Raw genomic sequence first — 22,656 nt, 5'->3', positions numbered from 1 at the left:
ATAAACGTCTCGCCATTGAATGCCCGCATAATGTCGCCCACTTCACAAAGCGGTTGGCGGCGGTTGTTATGGATAACCTGGGTTTTGGCAGAGTCCTGCTGGTGGAAGACGATGAGCGGCTGGCCGCACTGATCGCCCACTTTCTCGAACAACACGGCTACGAGGTATGCACGGTGCATCGCGGCGATCTGGCCGTGGCCGCGTTTCTCGAATTCAAGCCCAAAGTGGTGGTGCTCGACCTGATGCTGCCGGGGCAGAGCGGCCTGCACGTGTGCCGGGAAATCCGCAGCGTGTCGGACACACCGATTGTTATTCTGACGGCCAAGGAAGATGACCTCGACCATATTCTGGGCCTCGAGTCCGGGGCCGACGACTACGTGATCAAACCGATCAAGCCGCCTGTTCTGCTCGCACGCCTGCGCGCGCTGCAACGCCGGCAGGTGCCGGACAGCGGTGTGGTCAGCTCGCTGGAATTCGGCAATCTGGTCATCGACCGCAGTTGCCGCGAAGTGCGTCTGGCGGGCGAGCTGATCGAACTGACCACCATGGAATTCGAGCTGCTGTGGCTGCTGGCCAGCGCCGCCGGCAAGATCCTGTCGCGCGATGAGATTCTCAACCGCATGCGCGGCATCGCCTTCGATGGCCTCAATCGCAGCGTCGACGTGTACATCAGCAAGTTGCGCAACAAACTCAAGGACAACCCTCGCGAGCCGGTCTGCATCAAGACCGTGTGGGGCAAGGGTTATCTGTTCAATCCGTTCGCGTGGGAGTTGTAGATGCTGCGGTTATTTCTCGGGCTGTTTCTGGTGATGACCGTCGGGCTGGTGGCGGCGCTGCAAACCGTCGAGCACACCTTCAACGCTTTGCTCGACAACCAGATGCAGGCCTACAACCGTGAGGCGGTTCGCGGCCAAGCGTGGTCGCTGGTCGAACACATGCGCGACCAGCAGGGCGCGGCGCGCGAGGCGCAACTGGAAGCCTTGCGGCCGCACTACGGGCTCACGCTGAGCCTGGTCGAGGCTGACCAGTTGAAACTCAACGATCAGGAAAAAGCCGAACTGGCCCAGGATGTGTTGGTGATCCGCGATGACTACACCCAGTTCATCAGCAATATCGACGGTGGTTCGCAGTTGCTCAGCATCAAGCTGCCGCCCGAGCCGAGCCTGATGCCGTTCTACATTGCCGGGGCCTATATGATGTTGGCGGTGCTGCTCGGCATCGTTTTGTACTTCTGGGTTCGCCCGCACTGGCGCGATCTGGAAAAACTGCGCCTGGCCGCCGAGCGCTTCGGCGACAACGACCTTTCGGTGCGGATCCAGCTGTCCAAACGTTCCAACATCCGCGACCTCGCCGGTCACTTCAACCTGATGGCGGCGCGCATCGAAGGCCTGATCGCCAATCAGCGCGAACTGACCAACGCGGTCTCCCACGAACTGCGCACGCCGATTGCCCGGTTGTCGTTCGAACTCGACCAGCTCAAGCAACAACCGGACGCCAGCCAGAACCGCGAACTGATCGCCGACATGTACGCCGACCTCGGCGAGCTGGAAGAAATGGTCTCCGAGCTGCTGACCTACGCCAGCCTCGAACGCGGCGCGACGGTGATCACCCGCGAAAACATTCAGGCTGCCAACTGGCTCGACAGCGTGGTCGGCAGCGTGGCGCTGGAAGCCGAGGCCGCCGGGGTGCAGCTGTTGATCGTAGATTGCCGGGTCGATGAAGTGCGGATCGAACCGCGGTTCATGGCGCGTGCGGTGATCAATCTGCTGCGCAATGCCATCCGGTATGCCGAGCAGCGGGTCGAGGTGTCGCTGGTGCGCATCGGCGATCAGTACGAAGTGCAGGTCAACGACGACGGGCCGGGTGTGCCGCTGGCCGGTCGAGAGAAGATTTTCGAACCGTTCTCTCGTCTGGACGCCAGCCGCGACCGCCGCACGGGCGGCTTCGGCCTCGGTCTGGCGCTGGTGCGGCGGGTGTCGCAATCCCATGGCGGGCAGGTCGAGGTCGGCGATTCGCCGTGGGGCGGCGCGTCGTTTCGCATGACCTGGGCGCATCTGGATTGATGACTTTCCCTCCCCCGAAGGGGGAGGCAGTCGATTAACTGAGGACGTAGTCCACCGGTTTCAGCGCCGGCGGCAACGGCTCAGTCCCCAGCTCCGCCAGAATATCCCGCTCGATACCCCGCACCAGCGCATCGGTCGGCAAATCGTTTTCATCCCGGCCGAACGGGTCCTCCAGCTCATCGGCAATCGCATCCAGCCCGAAGAAGGTGTAGCTGACAATCGCCGTGAACAGCGGCGTCAGCCAGCCCAGCGGTTCTGCCATGGCGAACGGTAGCAGGATGCAAAACAGATAAATCGTGCGGTGCAGCAGCAGGGTGTAAGGGAAGGGCAGCGGCGTGTTCTTGATCCGCTCGCACACCGCCTGCGCCTGGGTCAGGCTGGTCAGGTGATTGGCCAGCAGCATGTAACGCCATTCGCTGAGATCGCCTGATTCGTGCAGATCGGAGCATTGCTGACCCACCGTCTGCAGGATGCGCCCGCTGTAATCCGGCACCTGCGCATCGTGCTGCGGGGTGATCCATTGGGCGCTGGCGGCGGCTTCGTCTTCCCGGCGCAACCGCGCATTCAGTGCATGGGCGAAACCAGCGAGGTTGAGCAGCAACAGTCGACGCTGGGCCGATTCGCGGATCACGTGAGTTTCGCGGATTACCGAGCGCACATGAACGATCACTTCGCCCCAGGCCTTGCGCGCTTCGTACCAGCGGTCGTAGCAGGCGTTGTTGCGAAAATTCATGAAGATCGAGAGCGACAGGCCGAGCAGGGTGAACGGCGTGGCATTGACCTTGGTGAAGTTGCTCGGGTGGAGCATTTCCACCAGCACGATGGCCGACGCCAGCAGCGTGACCATCAGGGCGCGCAGGGCGATGCGCTTGGCAATCGAGCCCTTGAGGGTGAAGAGAATGGCGAATTGATTGACCTTGGGTCGGATGATCATGCGGCTCTCTGCCTTGAAAACGTGGCGGATCAACCGCCGGTCATGTTCATGAAACGCACCACTTGCACGTCGTCGTTCACTTCAAAGTTGTGCCGGTAAGGCTTGAGTTTCATCGCTTCAATGATGGCTTTCTCCAGCCGTTCCGGTTGGCCTGGATGGGCGCGCAGTACCGCCTTCAAGTCCACCGAATGCTCGCTCCCCAGACACAGTAGCAAACGCCCCTCGACGGTCAGACGCACCCGGTTGCAGGTGCCGCAGAAGTTGTGGCTGTGGGGGGAGATGAACCCCAGCCGGATGTGCGGCGCTTCCGCCAGCCGCCAGTAGCGCGACGGGCCCTGAGTCGACTCAGCGGAGTCGATCAGGGTGTAGCGCTCGGCGATCTTTTCGCGCACCTGGGTGCTGGAAAAGAACGACTCGGCGCGGCTGTGTTCGCTGATGATCCCCAGCGGCATTTCCTCGATGAAGGAAATGTCCAGATCCCGTTCGATGGCGAACTGCACCAGATCGTTGATCTCGTGATCGTTGCGGCCCTGCATCACCACGCAGTTGAGTTTAGTGCGGGTAAATCCGGCGGCGCGGGCGGCGTCGATGCCGTCGATCACCTGGGCCAGGTCACCGGTGCGGGTCATCTGCTTGAAGCGCGTGGCATCGAGGCTGTCGAGGCTGACGTTGAGGCGTTTGACCCCGGCGTCGAACAGCGGACTGGCGAGTTTGTCGAGCTGCGAGCCGTTGGTGGTCAGGCACAGTTCGCGCAGGCCGGGCAGGGCGGCGATCTGCTTGCACAAGCCGACGACGCCGGGGCGAATCAGCGGCTCGCCACCGGTCAGGCGGATCTTGCGGGTGCCCAGCGCAACGAAGCCCTGCGCCAGTTGATAGATCTCCTCCAGCGTCAGCACCCGTTGGCGCGGCAGGAACTGCATGTCTTCGGCCATGCAATACACGCAGCGAAAGTCGCAGCGGTCGGTGACCGACATGCGCAGGTAGTCGACGCGGCGGTTGTAACCATCGATCAAGACGCGCTCTGACATGACAGCCTCGCTTGGGTGAAATCCGCTATTGAAGGGATTGGGTCGGCGCAGGTTATGAGCAACTTGAGACAGCGTCCAATCACTCTTAATGACCGGCCGATTGATGCTGTCGATGATGAAATAATTATTCCGGGTTTATCGCTTGTTAGTTTTGCAAGTGCCCGTATTTAAAGGGTTTAACGCCGTGATAGATGCTTTCGATAACGCAGTCATTAATAGCGATTAGACAAGTTTTTGCAGCGGTTCCTATCCTTGGCCCCGTCAAACGAAACGACCGCTCTTTTAACTTGAAAGTCAGTCGTCGCTGTTTAAACCCGATCAGGTTTTTGCCTGTGTGCATCGTCATGGAGAAGTCCCATGTCACAAGTCGACCGTTACAAACCCTACAAGGGCGCCGCTGCGGGTTGGGGCGCTGTCATCAGCCTCACCAAGAACTGGCTGGGCAGTGAAAACGCCCTGAAAAACATCCGCGCCATGCTCAAGACCAACCAGAACGGCGGCTTCGACTGCCCCGGTTGCGCCTGGGGTGAAGCACCCGGCGCGAGCATGCTGAAGTTCTGCGAAAACGGCGCCAAGGCGGTGAACTGGGAAGCCACCGGCCGCCTGGTCGATCCGGCGTTCTTCAACAAGTACACGGTCTCGACCCTGGCCGAACAAAGCGATTACTGGCTCGAATACCAGGGCCGGATCACCCATCCGATGCGCTACGACGCGCGGGTCGACCGCTATGTGGAAACTACCTGGGACGATGCCTTCGCGCTGATCGCCAAGCACCTCAAAGGCCTGAAATCGCCTCACGAGGCCGAGTTCTACACCTCGGGTCGTGCCAGCAACGAAGCGGCGTTTCTCTATCAGTTGTTCGTCCGCGCCTATGGCACCAACAACTTCCCGGACTGCTCGAACATGTGCCACGAAGCCAGCGCGGTGAGCATGGGCGAGAGCCTGGGCGTCGGCAAAGGCACGGTGGTCTATGAAGACCTGCACCACGCCGACGCGATTTTCGTGATCGGCCAGAACCCCGGCACCAACCACCCGCGCATGCTCGAACCGCTGCGCGAAGCGGTGAAGCGTGGCGCGCAGGTGGTGTGTATCAACCCGCTGAAGGAGCGTGGGCTGGAGCGTTTCCAGAACCCGCAAAACCCGATCGAGATGCTCAGCAACGGCTGGGAAGCGACCAACACCGCGTACTTCCGCCCAGCCTTGGGCGGCGACATGGCGATGATTCGCGGCATGGCCAAATTCCTGCTGGAGTGGGAGCGCGAAGCCCAGGCCATCGGCGGCGAACCGGTGTTCGATCACGCCTTTATTGCCGAGCACACGTCGGGCCTCGACAGCTACCTGGCCGAAGTCGATGCCACGAGCTGGGAGCATATCGTCGAGCAGTCCGGCGTGCCGCTGCATGACATCGAACTGGCCGCGCGCATGTATGCCCGGGCCAAGAGCGTGATCATGTGCTGGGCCATGGGCCTGACCCAGCACGTGCACTCGGTGCCGACTCTGCAGGAAGTCATCAACCTGCAACTGCTGCGCGGCAACGTCGGCCGTCCGGGCGCCGGGCTGTCGCCGGTGCGCGGCCACAGTAACGTGCAGGGCGACCGCACCATGGGCATCAACGAACTGGCCCCGACCGAGCTGATGGACGCCCTGGAAAAACGCTTCAACTTCAAAGTGCCGCGGATGCACGGCCACAACACGGTCATGGCGATTGGTGCCATGGAACGTGGCGAAGCCAAGGTGTTTATCGGGCTCGGCGGCAACTTCGCTCAAGCTACGCCGGACACCCCGCGCACCCACGCCGCGATGCGCAAACTCGACCTGAGCGTGCATATCTCGACCAAACTCAACCGCAGCCATCTGGTGACCGGGCGTGATGCGTTGATTCTGCCGTGCCTCGGCCGTACCGACATCGACGTCCAGGCCGAAGGCCCGCAAGGCGTGACCGTGGAAGACACCTTCAGCATGGTGCACTTGTCGTTCGGTCAACTGAAACCGAAGTCGGCGCACCTGAAATCCGAGCCGGCGATCATTGCCGGGATCGCTGCCGCGACCTTGGGCAAACACCCGATCGATTGGGAATGGGCGGTAGGCGACTACGGGCGCATCCGTAACCTGATCGCCGACGTGATTCCGGGCTTCGAGAATTTCAACGAGAAGCTGCTGATCCCGGGTGGTTTCCACCTCGGCAACAACGCTTCCGACCGGATCTGGAAAACCGAATCCGGCAAGGCCCAGTTCACCCCGTGTGTGCTGCCGGAACATCTGATCAGCGAAGGCGTGCGCAACCTGCCGGTCAAACCGCATCTGATCCTGCAAACCATGCGTTCTCACGATCAGTACAACACCACGCTGTACGGCCTCGACGACCGTTATCGCGGTGTATACGGGATGCGCGACGTGGTGTTCGCCAACGAGCAGGACATCCGCCGGCTCGGTTTTGAACCGGGACAGAAGGTTGATCTGGTAGCGCTGTGGGATGACGAGCGTGAGCGTCGGGTCAGCGGTTTCACCCTGATCGCCTACGACATTCCGGCCGGGCAGGCTGCCGCGTACTACCCGGAAACCAATCCGCTGGTGCCGCTGGAAAGCTACGGTGACCGCACCTACACGCCGACCTCCAAGTTCGTGGCGATCCGCCTCGAAGCGGCCGAGGCGAGCAACCTGATCCCGTCGTCGGTGGCGTAGCCGACTCACGCGATCCAACCCTTTTGCATTTTGACTGGCTGCAGGCGTTCGCGCCTGGCGGTGGCCCGGCCGTGTGCTGCCGCTTTTCAGCCTGGATGAGGACATCATCATGTTCAACCTGGAGGCACTGGACCTGGCGCGAATTCAATTCGCGTTCACGGTTTCGTTCCACATCATTTTCCCGGCGATCACCATTGGTCTCGCGAGTTTCCTGGCGGTGCTCGAAGGCCTGTGGCTGAAAACCCGTAACGACACTTACCGCGATCTCTACCACTTCTGGTCGAAGATCTTCGCCGTCAACTTCGGCATGGGCGTGGTCTCGGGGCTGGTCATGGCGTACCAGTTCGGCACCAACTGGAGCGGATTCTCTGACTTTGCCGGCAGCGTCACCGGGCCGTTGCTGACCTATGAAGTGCTGACCGCGTTCTTCCTCGAGGCCGGGTTCCTCGGGGTGATGCTGTTCGGCTGGAACCGCGTCGGCCGAGGGTTGCACTTCTTTGCCACGGTGATGGTCGCCATCGGCACGCTGATCTCGACCTTCTGGATTCTTGCCTCCAACAGCTGGATGCAGACTCCGCAAGGCTTCGAAATCGTTGACGGTCGAGTGATGCCGCTGGACTGGCTGGCGATCGTGTTCAACCCGTCGTTTCCGTTCCGTCTGGCGCACATGGCGATTGCCGCATTCGTCGCCACGGCGTTCTTTGTCGGCGCTTCGGCGGCTTGGCATTTACTGCGTGGCAACGACACCCAACCGGTGCGCAAGATGTTCTCCATGGCGCTGTGGATGGCGCTGATCGTGGCGCCGATTCAAGCGGTGGTCGGTGACGCCCATGGCTTGAACACTCTGGAACACCAACCGGCAAAAATCGCCGCCATCGAAGGCCACTGGGAAAACGCCGACAACGGGCCGACCCCGCTGGTGCTGTTCGGCATCCCGGACATGCAGGCGGAGAAAACCAAATACGCCATCGAGATTCCGTACCTCGGCAGCCTGATCCTCACCCACAGCCTCGACAAGCAGATACCGGCGCTCAAGAGCTTCCCGAAAGAAGACCGGCCGAACTCGACCGTGATCTTCTGGAGCTTCCGCGTGATGGCCGGGCTGGGCATGTTAATGATCCTCGTCGGTGTGTTGGGCCTGGCGTTGCGGCGCAATGGCAAGGTCTACCGGCATCGCGGCTTCCAGCGGCTGGTGCTGCTGATGGGGCCGAGCGGCCTGATCGCGCTGCTGGCGGGTTGGATCACCACCGAAGTCGGGCGTCAGCCGTGGGTGGTCTACGGCCTGATGCGAACCCATGACGCGGCGTCCCATCACTCGGTGGCGCAGATGAGCACCTCGCTGGCGCTGTTCGTCGTCATCTACTGCTCGGTGTTCACCGTGGGTATCGGCTACATGATGAAACTGGTGAGCAAGGGCCCGCAGCCGCACCACGAACATCCGCCCGAAGGCACTCAGGTGCAGACCCCGCGCCGGCCACTGTCGGCGGTCACCGACAACCTCGAATCCGCGACCCGGATCCACTGAAAAAGGAGCGTTGAGTCATGGGTATTCAAGGTATCGATCTCTCGTTGATCTGGGGCGTGATCATTGCCTTCGGGGTAATGATGTACGTGATCATGGACGGCTTCGATCTAGGCCTCGGGATCCTGTTCCCGATGATCAGCGACGAGCAGGAACGCGACGTGATGATGAACACCGTCGCACCGGTCTGGGACGGCAACGAAACCTGGCTGGTGCTCGGCGGCGCGGCGTTGTACGGCGCGTTTCCGCTGGCTTACGGGGTGATTCTGGAGGCGCTGTATCTGCCGCTGATCTTCATGCTCGCAGGGCTGATTTTCCGCGGTGTGGCGTTCGAGTTTCGCTTCAAGGCGCCGGCTGAAAAACGTCATCTGTGGGATTGGGCATTCATCGGCGGTTCGCTGCTGGCGACGTTCTCCCAGGGCGTGGTGATCGGCGCGTATGTGGCGGGGATTCCGGTGGTGGATCGACAGTTCGCCGGTGGTGGTCTCGACTGGCTGGCGCCGTTCCCGCTGGTCTGCGGCGTCGGTCTGGTGATTGCTTACGCCTTGCTCGGCAGCACCTGGCTGCTGGTCAAGACCGAAGGCATGCTCGAATCGCGGATGCGTCACTACAGCCGTCCGCTGGCGTGGCTGCTGCTGGCGATGGTGGTGGTGATCGGCGCGTGGACGCTGCAACTGCATCCGGAACTGGCTGGCCGCTGGTTCAACCATGCGCACCTGACCGTGTTCGCCGGGCTGGTGGTGTTGGCGGTGCTGGCGCTGTTCGGGCTGTTGCGTTCGCTGCGTCAGCGCCACACCCACTGGCCGTTCGTGTTCACCCTGGTGCTGATGTTCCTTGGTTACATCGGGCTGGCGCTGAGCCTCTGGCCGAACATCATCCCGCCGTCGGTCAGCCTGTGGGCGGCGGCTTCACCGGCCACCAGTCAGTTGTTCGCCCTTATCGGCGCGCTGTTCATCCTGCCGGTGATCCTGATGTACACCTTCTGGAGCTACTACGTGTTCCGCGGCAAAGTGAGGATTGGCGATGGCTACCATTGATTCGCGTGAGGTGAAATCCAGCCCCTGGTACAAGCGTCTGGGCTGGCTGCTGCTGATCTGGTTGGGCAGCGTGGTCTCGCTGGCGGTGGTGGCGAGCCTGCTGAAACTGGCGATGTATGCGGCGGGAATGAGGACTCATTGACCATAAAAAAACCGGAGCCTGGCTCCGGTTTTTATTGCGCGGGATTTACTCCCCGCCAAACATCGCAGTCCAGTAAATCCCGGCGCTGCTCTTCGGATCGACTGCGTAGGCAGCGCCCAGCTCGCGGTACTGCGGGTTCATCAGGTTGGCGCAATGGCCAGGGCTGGCGAGCCAGCCGGCAACGACCTTCTGCACCGTGTCCTGCCCGGCGGCGATGTTTTCGCCGACCTGCTGGCCGCTGTAACCGGCCAGTTCCGCGCGGTCGCCGGGAGTGCCGCCGTTGCGGTCCTTGTGGTCGAAATAATTGTTGTTGGCCATCTCGCGGCTATGCTCCTGGGCAACGCCACCGAGCACCGAGTTCCACGCCAGCGGCGCTGTCGCTGCGAATGCCTGACTGCCGCACTGGCGCGGTTGGGCGCGGGCGGCGTTGAGTTGTTCGAGGAGTTTCTGGCCTTCCGCCTGACCGTCGCCGAGGCGGGCGGACAGCAGTGGTCGGGCGAGGGTGATGCGCCAGTCACGGTCGGCGCGACTGACGCCGATATCGACGAACTGCGGATCCAGCACCACCTGACAGAAACTCTCCTGAATCGCCTTCATCGCCGACGCCGCATCCCTTGGCCCGTTCAGGGTAATCGCCTGCACGTTGACCATCGGGTAGCGAGCGCTGGACATCGCCTGCTGCAAATCCACCACGCCGCTGGCCGGCAGAATCAGGCGCGGATCGGCCGACAGCGGCGGCAATTCGCTGGACGCCTGGCTGCCACAACGCTGCGGCTGGCTGCGGTAGCTGTTGATCGATTCGATCAATTGCGACTCGTCGGTGGCCATGGCCGAAGTGGCCAGCGCCAGGCCCACGGACAACGCGGCGAGTCGCAGAACGGATGGCATGAAGCGCATGGAAATCTCCCTTGGGCTGAGTGCGCACATCATGCGCGAAAGGGCCCCGGTTCGTGCAATGTCTTTTTCTTCACGACGCGGATTTTTCTGCGGAACGATGCCGTGAAAATTGCCGTCTACACTTCGCGAAGAGCCCGGGATCCGGGCGTCTCAACCACGTAACACTTTGCCCGCATCGGGCCCTGCCGGAAGAATGATCATGCAATTGAACGGGTTGCTTTGCTGTCTTGCGTTGACCTTGCTGAGCGGCGCGGCACTGGCCACCGATCAGGCACCGATCAAGGAAAAGGCCGAAGCGAAAGCCGAGGTTCTGGAAGAGAAGGCCGCCGACAAACCCGACGCGCCCCCGGCACCCAAATCCGAAGCCATCACCCCGACCGAAGCGCAGGCGGTCGACCCCGCTGGCGCCGCTCCGCTGGACGACCCGATCACCTGTCTGGCGCGCAGTATCTATTGGGAAGCCAAGGGCAAGGACAATGCCGACATGGAAGGCGTGGCCAGTGTGGTGATGAATCGCCTCGGGCATGACGGCTTTCCGGGCACGGTGTGCGAGGTGGTCAAGCAGGGCTCGGAAACCAAGAGCTGCCAGTTTTCCTGGTGGTGCGACGGGCGTCCGGATCAGGTCAAGGAAGATGCCGAATACGCGCTGGCCAAGGAAATCGCCGGCAAGGCGCTGAACCGCCAGCTCACCGACCGCACCCATGGCGCCCTGTATTTCCACGACCGCAACGTTCATCCAAGTTGGGCCAAGGAATACAGAAAAACCGCCGAGACCAGGAAATTTCTGTTCTACAAACCTGCTGGCGGGGATGCGCGTTAGGCGCAAACTTCGCGCACACAATGGCGCAACCAGCGGTGCGCCGGGTCGGCGTCCATGCGCGGGTGCCAGAGCATCGACACGCTGATGTCCGGCATCCGGAATGGCAGGGCGAAGCTGTGCAGGCCCGTGCGCAGTTTGCTGGTGTGACGTTCCGGAACGGTGGCGATCAGGTCCGACTCACGGACCAGCGTCAGCGCCGCCGAAAATCCGCCGAATGAAGTGACGATGTCCCGCGTCAGGCCTAAGGCGAGCAGCGCTTCGTCCACCGGTCCGCTGCTGCGCCCACGGCGTGACACCAGAGTGTGCTGGCCCGAAGCGAAGCGTTTGGCGCTGATCTTTCCGCTGCTCAACGGATGCCCCTCACGCACCACGCCAATCCACTGATCGTGGAACAGGATGCGGCTGTGGAGCGTCGGGTCGGTGCTGTCGTCGACCACGCCGGTTTCCAGATCCACCCGGCCTACGCGCAGCAGCGTGCTGTCCTTGTCGGCTTTTTGCACAAAGCGCAGGCGCACGCCAGGCGCCTCTTCGGCGATGCGGGCGAGCAGGGCGGCGGCGAAGGTTTCGACAAAACCGTCGGTGTTGCGCAGGGTGAAGGTGCGCCGCAACTGGCCAGGATCGAGCACTTCTGCCGGGCGCAAAACCGCTTCGGCCTCCTGCACCAGATAACTGACCCGGTCGCGCAGCTCCAGCGCACGCGGGGTCGGCACCAGTCCGCGACCGGCGCGCACCAGCAGCGGATCGCCGGTGGTTTCCCGCAGCCGGGCCAGCGCCCGGCTCATGGCTGACGGACTCAAACGCAGGCGCTCGGCGGCGCGGGCGACGCTTCCTTCGCTCAGCAGCACGTCGAGGGTGATCAACAGGTTCAGATCCGGTGCATTCATGACGTGGCGTTCCATGCAGGTATCAAGTGCGAAGCATGCGTCTTGCGCCTTGTATTGTCGAGGCTCAGGCTGTGTCGCATGACCTTTGCCCTGTGAGCCCCCCATGCACCGAGAACCCCTGAGCCCTTCAGCCTGCTGGGCGTTGACCAGTCTGGCGCTGTCGATGTTGATGCCGTCGCTCGATACCAGCATCGCCAACGCCGGATTGCCCACGCTGGCGGCGGCATTCGATGCGACGTTTCAACAAGTGCAGTGGATCGTTCTGGCCTACCTGCTGGCGATCACCACGTTGATTGTCAGCGTCGGGCGGCTCGGTGACGGCTTCGGTCGACGGCGCTTGTTGTTGATCGGCATCGGCATCTTTACCGCTGCTTCGCTGGCTTGCGCACTGGCGCCGAGCCTTGCCTGGCTGATCGGTGCGCGGGCGGTGCAGGGCCTCGGCGCGGCAATCATGTTTGCGCTGACGGTCGCGCTGGTGGCCGATGCGGTGCCCAAATCCCGGGCCGGCAGTGCGATGGGGTTGCTGGCCACGATGTCGGCCACCGGCACCACCCTCGGGCCGTCGCTCGGTGGGCTGTTGATGGCGCATGTCGGCTGGCAGTCGATTTTTGTGATCAACGTGCCGTTGGGATTGCTCAATGCGTGGCTGGTGTATCGCTACCTGCCGAAGGATCGGAGCGTGCGCTCGGGTGTTGCATTTGATTATCCCGGCACCGCCGTATTGATGCTGACGCTGGCGGCCTATGCACTGGCGATGACGGTTGATGGATTCACCACGACGTTGCTGTTGCTCAGCCTGTTGGGCGTGGGGGTATTCATCCTGGTCGAGAAGCGGAGCAAGGCGCCGCTGATTCATCTGTCATTGTTCACCGACACGCGAATCAGCAGCAGTCTGGCGCTGACCTTGCTGGTCACGACGGTGATGATGACCACGCTGGTGGTCGGGCCGTTTTACCTGAGCCGAGGCCTGGGTCTCACCAGCACGCAGGTAGGACTGGTGCTGTCGATCGGGCCGTTGCTGGCGGCGTTCAGCGGCGTACCGGCCGGGCGGCTGGTGGATCGTTTCGGCGCGCGGCGGATGGTGCCGGGCGCGTTGTTCGGTCTGGCTTGCGGTTGCGGTCTGCTGGCGCTGTTTCCGGTGAGTTTCGGAGTGCTTGCATACGTGCTGCCGATCACGGTGGTGGCCTTGAGTTATGCGCTGTTCCAGGCTGCCAACAACACCGGGTTGATGTCCGGCGTTGCTCAGGATCAGCGCGGCGTGGTCTCGGCCATGCTCGGGCTGTCGCGCAATCTGGGGTTGATCACCGGGGCGGCGGCGATGGGCGCGGTGTTTGCACTGGCCACGGACGATCCGACTCAGGCACCGGCCGAAGTTATTGCGGCCGGGTTGCACATGACTTTCGGCGTGGCCTCGGCATTGATGTTCGCGGCGTTTGCGCTCGGTGCCTTCACGCACCTGCGTCTCGCGTCTCCCGTGCCGGAAAGAACAGTTCAAAGCAGGTGACGCCGTCGGCGCTGCTGACGCTGTAGCGGCCCTGATGCAATTGCATGATGGTCGCGACAATCGACAGGCCCAGTCCGTTGGATTGGGCCGAACGCTCGCGGGACGGATCGACGCGGTAGAAGCGCTCGAACAACCGCGACAGATGTTCCGCCGGAATGGTCGCGCCCTGATTGCGTACCCGCAGGTAGCTGCCGTCCGCTTCGGCGATGGCTTCGACCTGCAGCGTCGAATCCGCCGCGCCGTACTTGATCGCATTGGCGCACAGATTGGCCAGGGCCCGACGCAGCAGCATCGGTTCGGCCCAGATCACACCGCTGCCACTGGCCTCGATGGTGACGCCGACATCGGCGGCCAGGCCTTCGAAGTAATCGGCAATGCGTTGCATCTCATCGCCGGCGTCCAGTTCCTGCCGCTGGCTCAGCGCGCTGGCCGGGTCGGTGCGGGCGAGAAACAGCATGTTGTCGAGCATCCGCGCCAGCCGTTCGAGTTCTTCGACGTTGGAGGCGAGCAACTGCTGATAGGCGTCCACACTGCGGTTCTGTTGCAGCGCGACCTGGGTTTCCCCGAGCAGGTTGTTGATCGGTGTGCGCAGTTCGTGGGCCATGTCGGTGGAGACTTGGCTCAGTTGCGCAACCCCTCGGTCGAGCCGGTCCAACATCGCATTGAAGGCTTCGATCATCGGCTGCAATTCCCGAGGCGTGCCGTGGCGGTCGAGGCGTTCGCCGAGGTTGGCGATGCCGATCCCGTGGGCGTGCCGGGCAATCCGCCGCAACGGCAGCAGGCCGCGATACACCAGCAGGCAGCCGACCAGCGCCAGCACAATCGCCGCCAGTGACGCGAGGCCGTACACGCTGAGCCGGTAATTGGCGAGCATCGCCGTGCGCTCGGTCATCAGGCGTCCGGTGAGCACCTGCAGGTTGCCCAGATCGCCCGAGTCGATGGTCGCCGCCACCGCCGAAAACGGCACACCGTCGACGCTCGGCAAGTGCTGTACATCGCTCAGGGCCATCGGATGATCGATCGGTACGGCGGACAAGTTCGGAGTGGCGAGGTTGCCGGGGTTGACCACCAGCAACGGCGGCTGGCCGGGTGCGCCGATGGTCAGCAAGGCTTCGCGGTTGCCGAGCATGTTCTGAAACAGCGCCGGCTTGTTCTTGATCAGTTCCAGGGTGTTGCTGTCGTTGAGGAAGGTGCGCAACTGATCGACGCGACTGACCAACTGGATGTCGTCGCGGCGAATCAGAGCTGCTTCCAGTTGGTTGTACAGCGCCGCGCCCAGGCCTCCCAGCGCGGCGAAGGCAAGCACGGCGAAGACCAGCGCCAGACGCAAGGTCAGGGAATACGTGCCGGCGATTTTCATGGTTGGGTATCGAAGCGGTAGCCGATGCCGCGCACGCTGTGGATCAGCTTGAGCGGGAACGGATCGTCGATCTTCGCCCGCAGGCGGCGCACGGCGACATCGACCACATTGGTGTCACTGTCGAAATTCATGTCCCACACCCGCGAGGCGATCAGCGAGCGCGACAGCACTTGCCCGGTGTGGGTGGCGAACAGTTGCAGCAGGGCGAATTCCTTGTTGGTCAGGGTGATCCGGTTGCCGGCGCGGGTGACTCGGCGCTTGAGCACATCGATCTGCAGATCGGCCACCTGCAATTGCTCCTCTTCATGGATCGGCCCGCGCCGGGTCAGGGTGCGCAGGCGCGCCACCAGTTCGGCGAAGGAAAACGGTTTGATCAGGTAATCGTCGGCGCCCAGTTCCAGGCCCTTGACCCGGTCGGCAATGTCGTCGCGGGCGGTGAGGAACAGCACCGGCGTGTCGGTCTCCTTGCGCAGCCGGCGCAGGACTTCCCAGCCGTCCATTTTCGGCATCATCACGTCCAGCACGATCACGTCGAAGTCGAACTCCAGCGCCAGGTGCAGACCGTCGGCGCCGTCCCGGGCCAGACTCACGCTGTAGCCCAGTTCCTGCAGGCCGTTGAGCAAGTAGTTGCCGGCCTTGGGTTCGTCTTCGACAACAAGGATATTCATGGGCACTGCGCCTCAATGGTCGTTGGTGCAGCCGCTGCCTTGCACTTGATAGTCCAGCACATGTTCACGGCCCTGGTGGTCGAGGTAGTTGAGTCGCGCGGGGATCACGCCGCAAGCCTGGGAAATATCGGTGCTGGAGAGGACTTTGTCGACATCCAGGTGCACGAAGAAACCGGTTTTGTCATGAATGACGGCAGCGTCCGGTGCAGGGGCGGCGAACACGGAACCGGTGGCGAGGAGGGCGGTGAAGGCGAGGATCAGGGTTTTCATGATGGGTCACTCGAGTCGTTGAAGTTGATCGGCGTTTGGGCCGGGACAACTTCAAGCTACCGGGCGATCCGCTCGGCAAACCGACAACTCGATGACAAATCTGTAATAAACCGAACCTGTGGGAGCCAGCGCACTCCCACAGAGTATTCAGCTGGCGTGCGTGCTGAGAATGCTCGCGATCTGTTGTGGCTGGCAGTTGAGGTACGGCGAGGATTTCAGCCACTGCTGATCCGGGTACCAGGAGAACATGAATTGGCCATTCTTCAGACTGTCGATCACCCGTTTGGCCACCTGCGGTCGCACGGCCGGGCAACCCTGGCTGCGGCCCAGACGGCCGGTACGTTTGCTCCAGAACGGGTTCACGTAGTCGGCGGCGTGGATCACGATGGCGCGGTCACGGGCCATGTCGTTGACGCCCGGTTCCAGACCATCCATGCGCAGCGAGTAACCGTGGGTGCCCTGGTAACTTTCCTGGGTGCGGAACAGGCCGAGGCTGGACTGAAAACTGCCTTCACGGTTGGAGAACCGGGTGGCGAAGTTTTCCCCGGAGTTCGAGCCGTGGGCGACCAGATCGCGCAGCACCAGTTTTTTCCGGGTCAGGTCGAAGATCCACAACCGACGCTCGGTGGACGGCTGCGAATAGTCGATGATCGCCAGGTGACGGGACTGCTTCGCGCCGTTGTTGATCGCACATTGCATGGCGTTCAAGGCACCTTTCAGCGCCTGGGGATTGAGTTCCGGAGCGGCGTGCGCGAGGCTGGTGTACAGAACCGGCGAAGTGGTGCCGGCGGCAAAGGCTGGACTGGTCAGCACGCCAATGGCGGTGGCAGTCAGCAGAAGTCGGCGCAAAAACGTCAACATTTAAAGTGAGTCTCCACTTGCTACTTGTTTGGCACTTAGGCTCCTGACGTCCAGTCGTTCCCGGCAAGCCCGCGAATCGGGCCTGACTGTGCACCGCACCTGAGGTAAGGTTGACCGTCAATCAAGACGGCCATGGATTGGAGTAAAGCAGTTGTTCAAAAAGTACGCATGCTACTTGAGCATTTGTTTGCTCGCTGCGCCGTTTGTCGCTTGCGCCGAAGAGCCGTTGCCGGGACTCCCGACGCTGCCGCCCGTGCCGACGGAAATGCCCATCGAGCCACAGAGCCCGCTGCAGGCTGCGCTGATCAGCCTGCCCCAGGCGTGCCCGACGATCGGCACCAGCCTCAACGGCCCGGCGCTGGATCAATTGCGCGCATTCTACCAGCAGCAGGACTGGCTGCCGGTGTGGGCCGATGGCGGGCAATTGCCGGCCTTGCATGCGCAATTGCAGCTGTTGGCGGACGATGGCCTGAATCCGAAACGCTATCCGGTGGCGCTCACCGCCCCGCAGGACGGCGAACTGTGCGCCGACATCGAGATCAGCCGTTACTACCTGCAAGCCCTGCAGGATCTGCATTACGGCCGCCTGTTGCAATCGCACTTCGAACCTCTGTGGCATTCCGACGAAACGCCTCGCGACCGTCAGGCTGAATTGCTGGCGATCGCCGTGCCGGGCGTGCACAACGTTCCGGCTGCCTTCGATCTGGCCCGACCGCAGCTGGCGCAGTATCAGAATTTGCGCCATCTCTACGCAGCTCAACGCCTGAAAGCCTTGCCCCAATGGACGTCGGTGGGCAACGGCCCGTTGCTGCGTCCGGACATGGAAGACAAACGCGTGCCGGAACTGGCCCGCCGGCTCTACAGCGAAGGCTACCTGAGCAGTGTGGTCGGCACGCCGGACAACGCTTATCACGGCGTATTGGTGGAGGCGGTGAAGAGCTTTCAGGCCAACCATTCGTTGCAGGCCGACGGGGTGGTCGGGCCGGGGACGATTGCCGAACTCAACATCAGTCCGCTGACCCGCCGCGAACAGTTGCGGGTCAACCTTGAACGTTTCCGCTGGATGGCCCAGGACATGGAGCCGGACGGTTTGTTGGTCAACGTCGCCGCTGCCGAGCTGACGCTTTATCAGGGTGGCCTGCCGGTGTGGCAGACCCGCACCCAGGTCGGGCGCGCCGAACGCCAGACCCCGCTGCTCAAATCCCGGGTCACGCGCCTGACCCTGAACCCGACCTGGACCGTGCCGCCGACCATCTGGAAGGAAGACAAGCTGCCGGAAATCCGCAAGGACCAGACCTTCCTCAGCCGCCAGAACCTGCAAGTGCTCGACGCCAACGGCCAGCCGCTGGCCGCCGCCGACATCGACTGGGACAACCCCGGCAACATCCTTCTGCGTCAGGACGCCGGGCCGCGCAACCCGCTGGGGCAGATGGTCATTCGTTTCCCCAACCCGTTCTCGGTGTACCTGCACGACACGCCGAGCAAGGCGCTGTTCGACAAGGGGCCACGGGCGTTCAGTTCCGGCTGTGTGCGGGTCGAGCATCCGATGAAACTGCGCGATTTCCTGCTCAGCCCGGCGGAGAAGGCGCGCACCGACACCTTGCTCGCCACCGGCACCACCCATGAATTCCGCCTGAGCAATCCGGTGCCGATCCTCATGACTTACTGGACGGCACAGGTCGATGGCCAGGGTCGCGTGCTCTACGCGCCGGACATTTACAGCCGAGACAGCGCGTTGCTGGCGGGGCTGGACCGGGCGCATTGATCCTCAGCGGCTGGCGCGTTTCCAGAAAAACCGCGCCAGCCACGCATCCACGCTCAACTTGCCGGCCCCGGCAAATACGAGCGGCACCAGCGAAGCCAGGTAGATCGCCGGCAGCTTGAAGTTACCGAAGCCCTTGTTGGTGATCGCGTAACCCTGGGCCAGTTCACTCAGCGATGACCAGTCCGCCGGCCAGTGCACGGCAGCGGTGGCGACGACGGTCACGACAATCAGCGAAATCGCCGAAATCCGCGTGCCGAATCCGATCAGGATCGCCAGCGCGCAGATCAGCTCTGCCCACATCGACAGCTCCCAGTTCAGCGTCGCCGGCAAGTGGTCGAAGGGAAACGGGAACCGCTCCTGAATGTCTTCGAACCAGTTCTGGCCGTTGAATTTCTCCAGTCCCGATTCGAAAAACTCCCAGGCGATGAACAGGCGCAAGGTCAGCGGCGCGAGCCACTGGCCGGCGCGGTTGAGGTTCCAGTGCAGGCCTTTGACGGCCGACGAGAGAGCTGTGGTCATGGGAAGGCTCCATTCATTCAAAAGAAAACGGGGCACCAACGTGCCCCGTGAAAAGGGTTACTCGCCGGCGCCGCACTTGCCTTCGCCGCATTTGCCTTCCGAGGTTTTTTCCGCCGAGTCGGCCTTGGCCTGGGACTGGCTGTAGCCGTGATCCAGTTGCTTGACGCTGAACGCTTCGGAAGCCGAAGCCGCGTTGGACAGGGCCAGGCCACCGGCAAGCAGCAGGCCGAGGGTCAGGGAAGTTTTTGAGCGCTTGGTCATGGTGAATCTCCGATGCGATGTTTGAGTTCAAAGGCTTGATCGGGGCTGCCGATCGACAGGTTCATTTGAGCGCCGGGCTGTATCGCTGATGTGTCGCGAAGGGCCGGATTTGTGCGCGGGATGTGTCGGGCGTCGGGCCGTACACACTGCGATACAGAGCGCCGGTGTGATTCGATTGCCGGGCGCAGCGTCTAGCCACGGTGTCCCCGCAATCCCATGGGGCGAGACTTCGGAACCCGGCATGCAAGCGCTGTTGAACGAGATCCTTGACGCTGTCCGGCCCCTGATCGGGCAGGGCAAGGTGGCTGACTACATTCCCGCCCTCGGCACCGTGCCGGCCAATCAATTGGGCATCGCCGTGTATGGCAACGACGGCGAGATGTATTGCGCCGGCGACGCCGAGACGCCGTTCTCGGTGCAAAGTATTTCCAAGGTGTTCAGCCTGGTGCAGGCCATCGAACATTCCGGCGAGGCGATCTGGGAGCGTCTGGGCCACGAGCCATCCGGCCAGCCATTCAACTCGCTGGTGCAGTTGGAGTTCGAACGCGGCCGTCCGCGCAATCCGTTCATCAATGCCGGGGCGCTGGTGATCTGCGACATCAACCAGTCGCGCTTTGCGGCACCGGCGTTGTCGATGCGCGATTTCGTGCGGCGGCTGTCGGGCAACCCGCAGGTGATGGTCGACGGCAAGGTCGCCGACTCCGAGTACCAGCACCGCGCGCGTAACGCAGCGATGGCTTACCTGATGCAATCCTTCGGCAATTTTCACAACGACGTCGAAGCGGTGCTGCGCAGCTACTTCAGCCACTGCGCGTTGCGCATGAGCTGCATCGACCTGGCCCGGGCGTTCTGCTTCCTGGCCAACGACGGTTTCTGCAAACACAGCGGCGAACAGATCCTCAGCCGACGCCAGACCCAGCAAGTCAACTCGATCATGGCCACCAGCGGCCTCTACGACGAGGCTGGCAACTTCGCCTATCGCGTCGGCCTGCCGGGCAAGAGCGGCGTCGGTGGCGGCATCGTTGCGGTGGTGCCGGGGCAGTTCACGGTGTGCGTGTGGTCGCCAGAACTGAACACGGCGGGCAACTCGCTGGCGGGGATGGCGGCGCTGGAAATGCTCAGTTCGCGGATTGGCTGGTCGGTGTTCTGAGCCCGTGTTGCTTTGAGGGAGGCCAACCTATACATTTTCCGGCCGCCCTCAATATGGTGAATCCGCTCCATGTCTCTCGCGCTCGAACGTCTCGTCGCTGGCACGCCTATCCCTTTCGCCGGTAACCGCGTCACCGTGGTCAGCCCCGAACTGGCCGAGCGTTTCCGACCCGGCGACCACCTGTTGGTGGAGCAAGTGAGCGGCGAGCTGTTGCTGATTCCGGTGGTGGATCAGCAGGCCGCATCGGTGGCGATCGAGCGTGCAGCGGCGGCGTTTACCGCGTTGTCTGCGGTGCCGGATGAGGCCATCAGCCGCTTCTTCGATCTGTTTGCCCAACGTCTGGAAAACCCGGACGCCTGGGCACTGATCGAAACCGCCAACCTCGCCGACATCGAACGGGCCAAGGCGCGCGGTCGTTCCACCACCCGGTTGCTCGCCGACGAGCGCATGCGCCGCGACATGATCGCCGGCCTGCGCGCCTGGCGTGATGCGCCGGCCACCCGTGGCAAAGTGATCAGCAGCGTCGAGCATGACGGCTGGAAGGTCGAGCAGGTGGTGTCGCCATTGGGCATCGTCGCGTTCGTGTTCGAAGGCCGGCCAAATGTCTTCGCCGACGCCGCTGGCGTTCTGCGTACCGGCAACACCGCCGTGCTGCGCATCGGTAGCGATGCGCTGGGCACCGCGCAAGCCATCGTCACCCACGCCCTGAACCCGGCGCTGGCCGATGCCGGTCTGCCGGCGGGTGCGGTGTCGCTGGTGGAGAGCGTCAACCACGCCGCCGGTTGGGCGATGTTCGCCGACCGGCGTCTGTCGCTGGCGGTGGCCCGTGGTTCGGGCCGTGCGGTCAGCCAGTTGGGCAGCATCGCCCAGCAGGCCGGTACCGCCGTCAGCCTGCACGGCACCGGTGGCGCGTGGTTGATCGCCGATCGCGATGCCGACGCCAAGCGCTTTGCCGCTGTGGTGCGTAACTCGCTGGATCGCAAGGTCTGCAACACCTTGAATGTCTGCCTGATCCAGCGCGAGCGTGCTGCCGAACTGGTGCCGCTGTTCCTCGATGCCTTGCAGCAGGCCGGTACCGCGCGCGGTCAGGGCTGCAAATTGCACATCGTCGAAGGCAGCGAAAGCTACCTGCCGAGCGATTGGCAGAACGCGACGGTCGAGGTCTATCGCGCCGAGGGTTACCAGACCGAAGCCCTGGCCGAGCCCTTGCCGAAAGCGCAATTGGGCCGCGAGTGGGAATGGGAAGAAACCCCGGAAACCAGCCTGATGATCGTCGACGATCTGGATCAGGCCATCGCGCTGTTCAATCGCTACAGCCCGCAGTTCACGGTGTCGCTGATCAGCGAAGACGCGGCGGTTCAGGAGCGTTTCTACAGCGCGGTCAACGCGCCGTTCGTGGGCAACGGGATTACCCGTTGGGTCGATGGCCAGTACGCGCTGAACAAGCCGGAGCTGGGGCTTTCGAACTGGGAAAGCGGCCGGTTGTTTGCCCGCAGCGCGATTCTCTCCGGTGACGGTGTGTTCACCGTACGCAGCCGCATGACGCAAATCGATCTGGGCGTAAAACGCTGAACAGTACAACGCCGCGCCCGTCGCAATGACGGGCGCGGCGTTGTGTTTTCAAGCAGCATCGACTGCCTGACCGTACACCGCGCACGTCGACGGTTGCTCGGCCAGCGAGACGAAGGTACGGCGGTCGGCACTCAGCGCGTCGATCGAGCCGGTCTCGATGTCGTAGACCCAGCCGTGCAGATTCAGCAGGCCTTTCTCCTGGGCCAGGCGCACGCTCGGGTGAGTCTGGATGTTCGCCAGTTGCGCGATCACGTTTTCCCGCACCATCGAACTCAGTTTGGCGGCGTCGTTGGCGTGCGGTCGCGATTCATTCACCACTTTCGCCGACTCGGCGTGTTGCAGCCAGCCGCTGACGGCGGGCAGGTGATCCATGCATTTGCACTGGGCGATAGCAGTCATGGCGCCGCAGTCGGAGTGGCCGCAGATCACGATGTCGGTCACGCCGAGCACAGCCACCGCGTATTCCACCGTTGCCGAAACCCCGCCCGGATGCGGGCTGTAGGACGGCACGATATTGCCGGCGTTGCGGATCACGAACAACTCGCCGGGCTCCTGCTGGGTCAGCAGTTCCGGGACGACGCGGCTGTCGGAGCAGGTGATGAACAAGGTGCCCGGGGTTTGGGTGGTCGCCAGGTGTTTGAACAGTTCGGTGCGTTGCGGAAACGCTTCGTTCTGGAACTTCAGGAAGCCTTCGATCAGGTTTTTCATGGTGTGTCC

General features: G+C 62.7%; 22 protein-coding genes. 11 read left to right on the top strand and 11 right to left on the bottom strand.

Annotated elements, in window-relative coordinates; genetic code table 11:
* The first annotated feature begins 68 nt into the window (after positions 1-68).
* Positions 69-776 (top strand): winged helix-turn-helix domain-containing protein, encoded by a 708-nt coding sequence (locus EIY71_RS15280; RefSeq protein ID WP_134022188.1) that lies wholly within the window; start codon positions 69-71, stop codon positions 774-776.
* Positions 777-2,063, top strand: a complete 1,287-nt coding sequence (locus EIY71_RS15275) for an ATP-binding protein (RefSeq protein WP_129973163.1) — start codon at positions 777-779, stop codon at positions 2,061-2,063.
* Between the two features lie 34 nt (positions 2,064-2,097).
* Here EIY71_RS15275 and EIY71_RS15270 read toward each other — a convergent pair whose 3' ends face one another.
* Together EIY71_RS15270 and moaA are read right to left on the bottom strand one after the other, a co-directional pair.
* Entirely contained in the window at positions 2,098-2,997 is a 900-nt protein-coding gene (locus EIY71_RS15270) for a bestrophin family protein (RefSeq protein ID WP_134022186.1), read from the bottom strand.
* Positions 2,998-3,026: 29 nt separating this feature from the next.
* Positions 3,027-4,025 carry a GTP 3',8-cyclase MoaA gene (gene moaA / locus EIY71_RS15265; RefSeq protein ID WP_134022184.1) on the bottom strand — a complete coding sequence of 333 codons (999 nt, stop codon included), beginning with the start codon at positions 4,023-4,025 and terminating at the stop codon, positions 3,027-3,029.
* A 357-nt stretch (positions 4,026-4,382) separates the two neighbouring features.
* Between moaA and EIY71_RS15260 the strand changes: the two genes are divergently transcribed.
* The 4 genes from EIY71_RS15260 to EIY71_RS15245 all read left to right on the top strand — a co-directional run bounded on the left by EIY71_RS15260 (position 4,383) and on the right by EIY71_RS15245 (position 9,408).
* Positions 4,383-6,707: an FdhF/YdeP family oxidoreductase gene (locus EIY71_RS15260; protein WP_102687027.1), complete on the top strand. Its 2,325-nt coding sequence runs from the start codon at positions 4,383-4,385 to the stop codon at positions 6,705-6,707.
* 109 nt (positions 6,708-6,816) lie between these two features.
* The gene (locus EIY71_RS15255) at positions 6,817-8,232 is read left to right on the top strand and encodes a cytochrome ubiquinol oxidase subunit I (RefSeq protein WP_102687102.1); all 1,416 of its coding nucleotides are present in this window, start codon (positions 6,817-6,819) and stop codon (positions 8,230-8,232) included.
* A gap of 17 nt (positions 8,233-8,249) precedes the next feature.
* Positions 8,250-9,266 carry a cytochrome d ubiquinol oxidase subunit II gene (gene cydB, locus EIY71_RS15250; RefSeq protein WP_102687028.1) on the top strand — a complete coding sequence of 339 codons (1,017 nt, stop codon included), beginning with the start codon at positions 8,250-8,252 and terminating at the stop codon, positions 9,264-9,266.
* Positions 9,253-9,408 carry a DUF2474 domain-containing protein gene (locus EIY71_RS15245; protein ID WP_102687029.1) on the top strand — a complete coding sequence of 52 codons (156 nt, stop codon included), beginning with the start codon at positions 9,253-9,255 and terminating at the stop codon, positions 9,406-9,408. The genes cydB and EIY71_RS15245 overlap by 14 nt, the downstream gene beginning before the upstream one ends.
* Positions 9,409-9,453: 45 nt before the next feature.
* On the opposite strand, the gene EIY71_RS15240 is transcribed toward EIY71_RS15245, so the two are convergent.
* Entirely contained in the window at positions 9,454-10,305 is an 852-nt protein-coding gene (locus EIY71_RS15240; RefSeq protein ID WP_102687030.1) for a CAP domain-containing protein, read from the bottom strand.
* A 199-nt stretch (positions 10,306-10,504) separates the two neighbouring features.
* Here EIY71_RS15240 and EIY71_RS15235 point away from each other — a divergent pair, with 199 nt between their 5' ends.
* Positions 10,505-11,125 (top strand): cell wall hydrolase, encoded by a 621-nt coding sequence (locus EIY71_RS15235; RefSeq protein ID WP_085746115.1) that lies wholly within the window; start codon positions 10,505-10,507, stop codon positions 11,123-11,125.
* Here EIY71_RS15235 and EIY71_RS15230 read toward each other — a convergent pair.
* Entirely contained in the window at positions 11,122-12,009 is an 888-nt protein-coding gene (locus EIY71_RS15230; protein WP_134022214.1) for a LysR family transcriptional regulator, read from the bottom strand. The two genes, EIY71_RS15235 and EIY71_RS15230, sit on opposite strands and share 4 nt — an antisense overlap.
* A gap of 103 nt (positions 12,010-12,112) precedes the next feature.
* On the opposite strand from EIY71_RS15230, the gene EIY71_RS15225 reads away from it, so the two are divergent.
* Positions 12,113-13,513, top strand: coding sequence for an MFS transporter (locus EIY71_RS15225; protein ID WP_129973168.1), 1,401 nt, complete (start codon positions 12,113-12,115; stop codon positions 13,511-13,513).
* Here EIY71_RS15225 and EIY71_RS15220 read toward each other — a convergent pair.
* The 4 genes from EIY71_RS15220 to EIY71_RS15205 all read right to left on the bottom strand — a co-directional run bounded on the left by EIY71_RS15220 (position 13,458) and on the right by EIY71_RS15205 (position 16,672).
* A complete protein-coding gene (locus EIY71_RS15220) occupies positions 13,458-14,873 on the bottom strand; it encodes a heavy metal sensor histidine kinase (protein ID WP_134022182.1) in 1,416 nt (471 codons plus the stop codon). The two genes, EIY71_RS15225 and EIY71_RS15220, sit on opposite strands and share 56 nt — an antisense overlap.
* Positions 14,870-15,541, bottom strand: coding sequence for a heavy metal response regulator transcription factor (locus EIY71_RS15215; RefSeq protein WP_007950581.1), 672 nt, complete (start codon positions 15,539-15,541; stop codon positions 14,870-14,872). Before EIY71_RS15215 ends, EIY71_RS15220 begins: the two co-directional genes overlap by 4 nt.
* 12 nt (positions 15,542-15,553) lie before the next feature.
* The gene (locus EIY71_RS15210) at positions 15,554-15,811 is read right to left on the bottom strand and encodes a DUF2790 domain-containing protein (RefSeq protein ID WP_129973170.1); all 258 of its coding nucleotides are present in this window, start codon (positions 15,809-15,811) and stop codon (positions 15,554-15,556) included.
* A gap of 147 nt (positions 15,812-15,958) precedes the next feature.
* Positions 15,959-16,672, bottom strand: a complete 714-nt coding sequence (locus EIY71_RS15205; RefSeq protein ID WP_085746119.1) for a murein L,D-transpeptidase catalytic domain family protein — start codon at positions 16,670-16,672, stop codon at positions 15,959-15,961.
* A 151-nt stretch (positions 16,673-16,823) separates the two neighbouring features.
* On the opposite strand from EIY71_RS15205, the gene EIY71_RS15200 reads away from it, so the two are divergent.
* The gene (locus EIY71_RS15200) at positions 16,824-18,437 is read left to right on the top strand and encodes a murein L,D-transpeptidase (protein WP_102687034.1); all 1,614 of its coding nucleotides are present in this window, start codon (positions 16,824-16,826) and stop codon (positions 18,435-18,437) included.
* Positions 18,438-18,440: 3 nt separating this feature from the next.
* Here EIY71_RS15200 and EIY71_RS15195 read toward each other — a convergent pair whose 3' ends face one another.
* Positions 18,441-18,956, bottom strand: coding sequence for a DoxX family protein (locus tag EIY71_RS15195; protein WP_129973171.1), 516 nt, complete (start codon positions 18,954-18,956; stop codon positions 18,441-18,443).
* A 57-nt stretch (positions 18,957-19,013) separates the two neighbouring features.
* A complete protein-coding gene (locus EIY71_RS15190; RefSeq protein ID WP_085746122.1) occupies positions 19,014-19,217 on the bottom strand; it encodes a hypothetical protein in 204 nt (67 codons plus the stop codon).
* A gap of 241 nt (positions 19,218-19,458) precedes the next feature.
* On the opposite strand from EIY71_RS15190, the gene glsB reads away from it, so the two are divergent.
* Together glsB and EIY71_RS15180 are read left to right on the top strand one after the other, a co-directional pair.
* Positions 19,459-20,367 (top strand): glutaminase B, encoded by a 909-nt coding sequence (gene glsB / locus EIY71_RS15185; protein WP_064379522.1) that lies wholly within the window; start codon positions 19,459-19,461, stop codon positions 20,365-20,367.
* A 69-nt stretch (positions 20,368-20,436) separates the two neighbouring features.
* Positions 20,437-21,939: an aldehyde dehydrogenase family protein gene (locus EIY71_RS15180; protein WP_134022180.1), complete on the top strand. Its 1,503-nt coding sequence runs from the start codon at positions 20,437-20,439 to the stop codon at positions 21,937-21,939.
* Positions 21,940-21,987: 48 nt separating this feature from the next.
* On the opposite strand, the gene EIY71_RS15175 is transcribed toward EIY71_RS15180, so the two are convergent.
* A complete protein-coding gene (locus EIY71_RS15175) occupies positions 21,988-22,647 on the bottom strand; it encodes a carbonic anhydrase (RefSeq protein ID WP_007950573.1) in 660 nt (219 codons plus the stop codon).
* Positions 22,648-22,656 lie beyond the last annotated feature (9 nt).

Source organism: Pseudomonas sp. CH235 (assembly GCF_004368175.1).
GTDB classification, from domain to species: domain Bacteria; phylum Pseudomonadota; class Gammaproteobacteria; order Pseudomonadales; family Pseudomonadaceae; genus Aquipseudomonas; species Aquipseudomonas paraglycinae.
The sequence above is the reverse complement of the archived record's forward strand: the minus strand, read 5'-3'. Positions and strand labels throughout refer to the sequence as shown.

Excerpts from the sequence above, each read along its gene's own strand:
- EIY71_RS15280 (WP_134022188.1), top strand. The coding sequence starts at position 69 with ATGGATAACCTGGGTTTTGGCAGAGTCCTGCTGGTGGAAGACGATGAG.
- EIY71_RS15275 (WP_129973163.1), top strand. The coding sequence starts at position 777 with ATGCTGCGGTTATTTCTCGGGCTGTTTCTGGTGATGACCGTCGGGCTG.
- EIY71_RS15270 (WP_134022186.1), bottom strand. The coding sequence starts at position 2,997 with ATGATCATCCGACCCAAGGTCAATCAATTCGCCATTCTCTTCACCCTC.
- moaA (WP_134022184.1), bottom strand. The coding sequence starts at position 4,025 with ATGTCAGAGCGCGTCTTGATCGATGGTTACAACCGCCGCGTCGACTAC.
- EIY71_RS15260 (WP_102687027.1), top strand. The coding sequence starts at position 4,383 with ATGTCACAAGTCGACCGTTACAAACCCTACAAGGGCGCCGCTGCGGGT.
- EIY71_RS15255 (WP_102687102.1), top strand. The coding sequence starts at position 6,817 with ATGTTCAACCTGGAGGCACTGGACCTGGCGCGAATTCAATTCGCGTTC.
- cydB (WP_102687028.1), top strand. The coding sequence starts at position 8,250 with ATGGGTATTCAAGGTATCGATCTCTCGTTGATCTGGGGCGTGATCATT.
- EIY71_RS15245 (WP_102687029.1), top strand. The coding sequence starts at position 9,253 with ATGGCTACCATTGATTCGCGTGAGGTGAAATCCAGCCCCTGGTACAAG.
- EIY71_RS15240 (WP_102687030.1), bottom strand. The coding sequence starts at position 10,305 with ATGCGCTTCATGCCATCCGTTCTGCGACTCGCCGCGTTGTCCGTGGGC.
- EIY71_RS15235 (WP_085746115.1), top strand. The coding sequence starts at position 10,505 with ATGCAATTGAACGGGTTGCTTTGCTGTCTTGCGTTGACCTTGCTGAGC.
- EIY71_RS15230 (WP_134022214.1), bottom strand. The coding sequence starts at position 12,009 with ATGAATGCACCGGATCTGAACCTGTTGATCACCCTCGACGTGCTGCTG.
- EIY71_RS15225 (WP_129973168.1), top strand. The coding sequence starts at position 12,113 with ATGCACCGAGAACCCCTGAGCCCTTCAGCCTGCTGGGCGTTGACCAGT.
- EIY71_RS15220 (WP_134022182.1), bottom strand. The coding sequence starts at position 14,873 with ATGAAAATCGCCGGCACGTATTCCCTGACCTTGCGTCTGGCGCTGGTC.
- EIY71_RS15215 (WP_007950581.1), bottom strand. The coding sequence starts at position 15,541 with ATGAATATCCTTGTTGTCGAAGACGAACCCAAGGCCGGCAACTACTTG.
- EIY71_RS15210 (WP_129973170.1), bottom strand. The coding sequence starts at position 15,811 with ATGAAAACCCTGATCCTCGCCTTCACCGCCCTCCTCGCCACCGGTTCC.
- EIY71_RS15205 (WP_085746119.1), bottom strand. The coding sequence starts at position 16,672 with ATGTTGACGTTTTTGCGCCGACTTCTGCTGACTGCCACCGCCATTGGC.
- EIY71_RS15195 (WP_129973171.1), bottom strand. The coding sequence starts at position 18,956 with ATGACCACAGCTCTCTCGTCGGCCGTCAAAGGCCTGCACTGGAACCTC.
- EIY71_RS15190 (WP_085746122.1), bottom strand. The coding sequence starts at position 19,217 with ATGACCAAGCGCTCAAAAACTTCCCTGACCCTCGGCCTGCTGCTTGCC.
- glsB (WP_064379522.1), top strand. The coding sequence starts at position 19,459 with ATGCAAGCGCTGTTGAACGAGATCCTTGACGCTGTCCGGCCCCTGATC.
- EIY71_RS15180 (WP_134022180.1), top strand. The coding sequence starts at position 20,437 with ATGTCTCTCGCGCTCGAACGTCTCGTCGCTGGCACGCCTATCCCTTTC.
- EIY71_RS15175 (WP_007950573.1), bottom strand. The coding sequence starts at position 22,647 with ATGAAAAACCTGATCGAAGGCTTCCTGAAGTTCCAGAACGAAGCGTTT.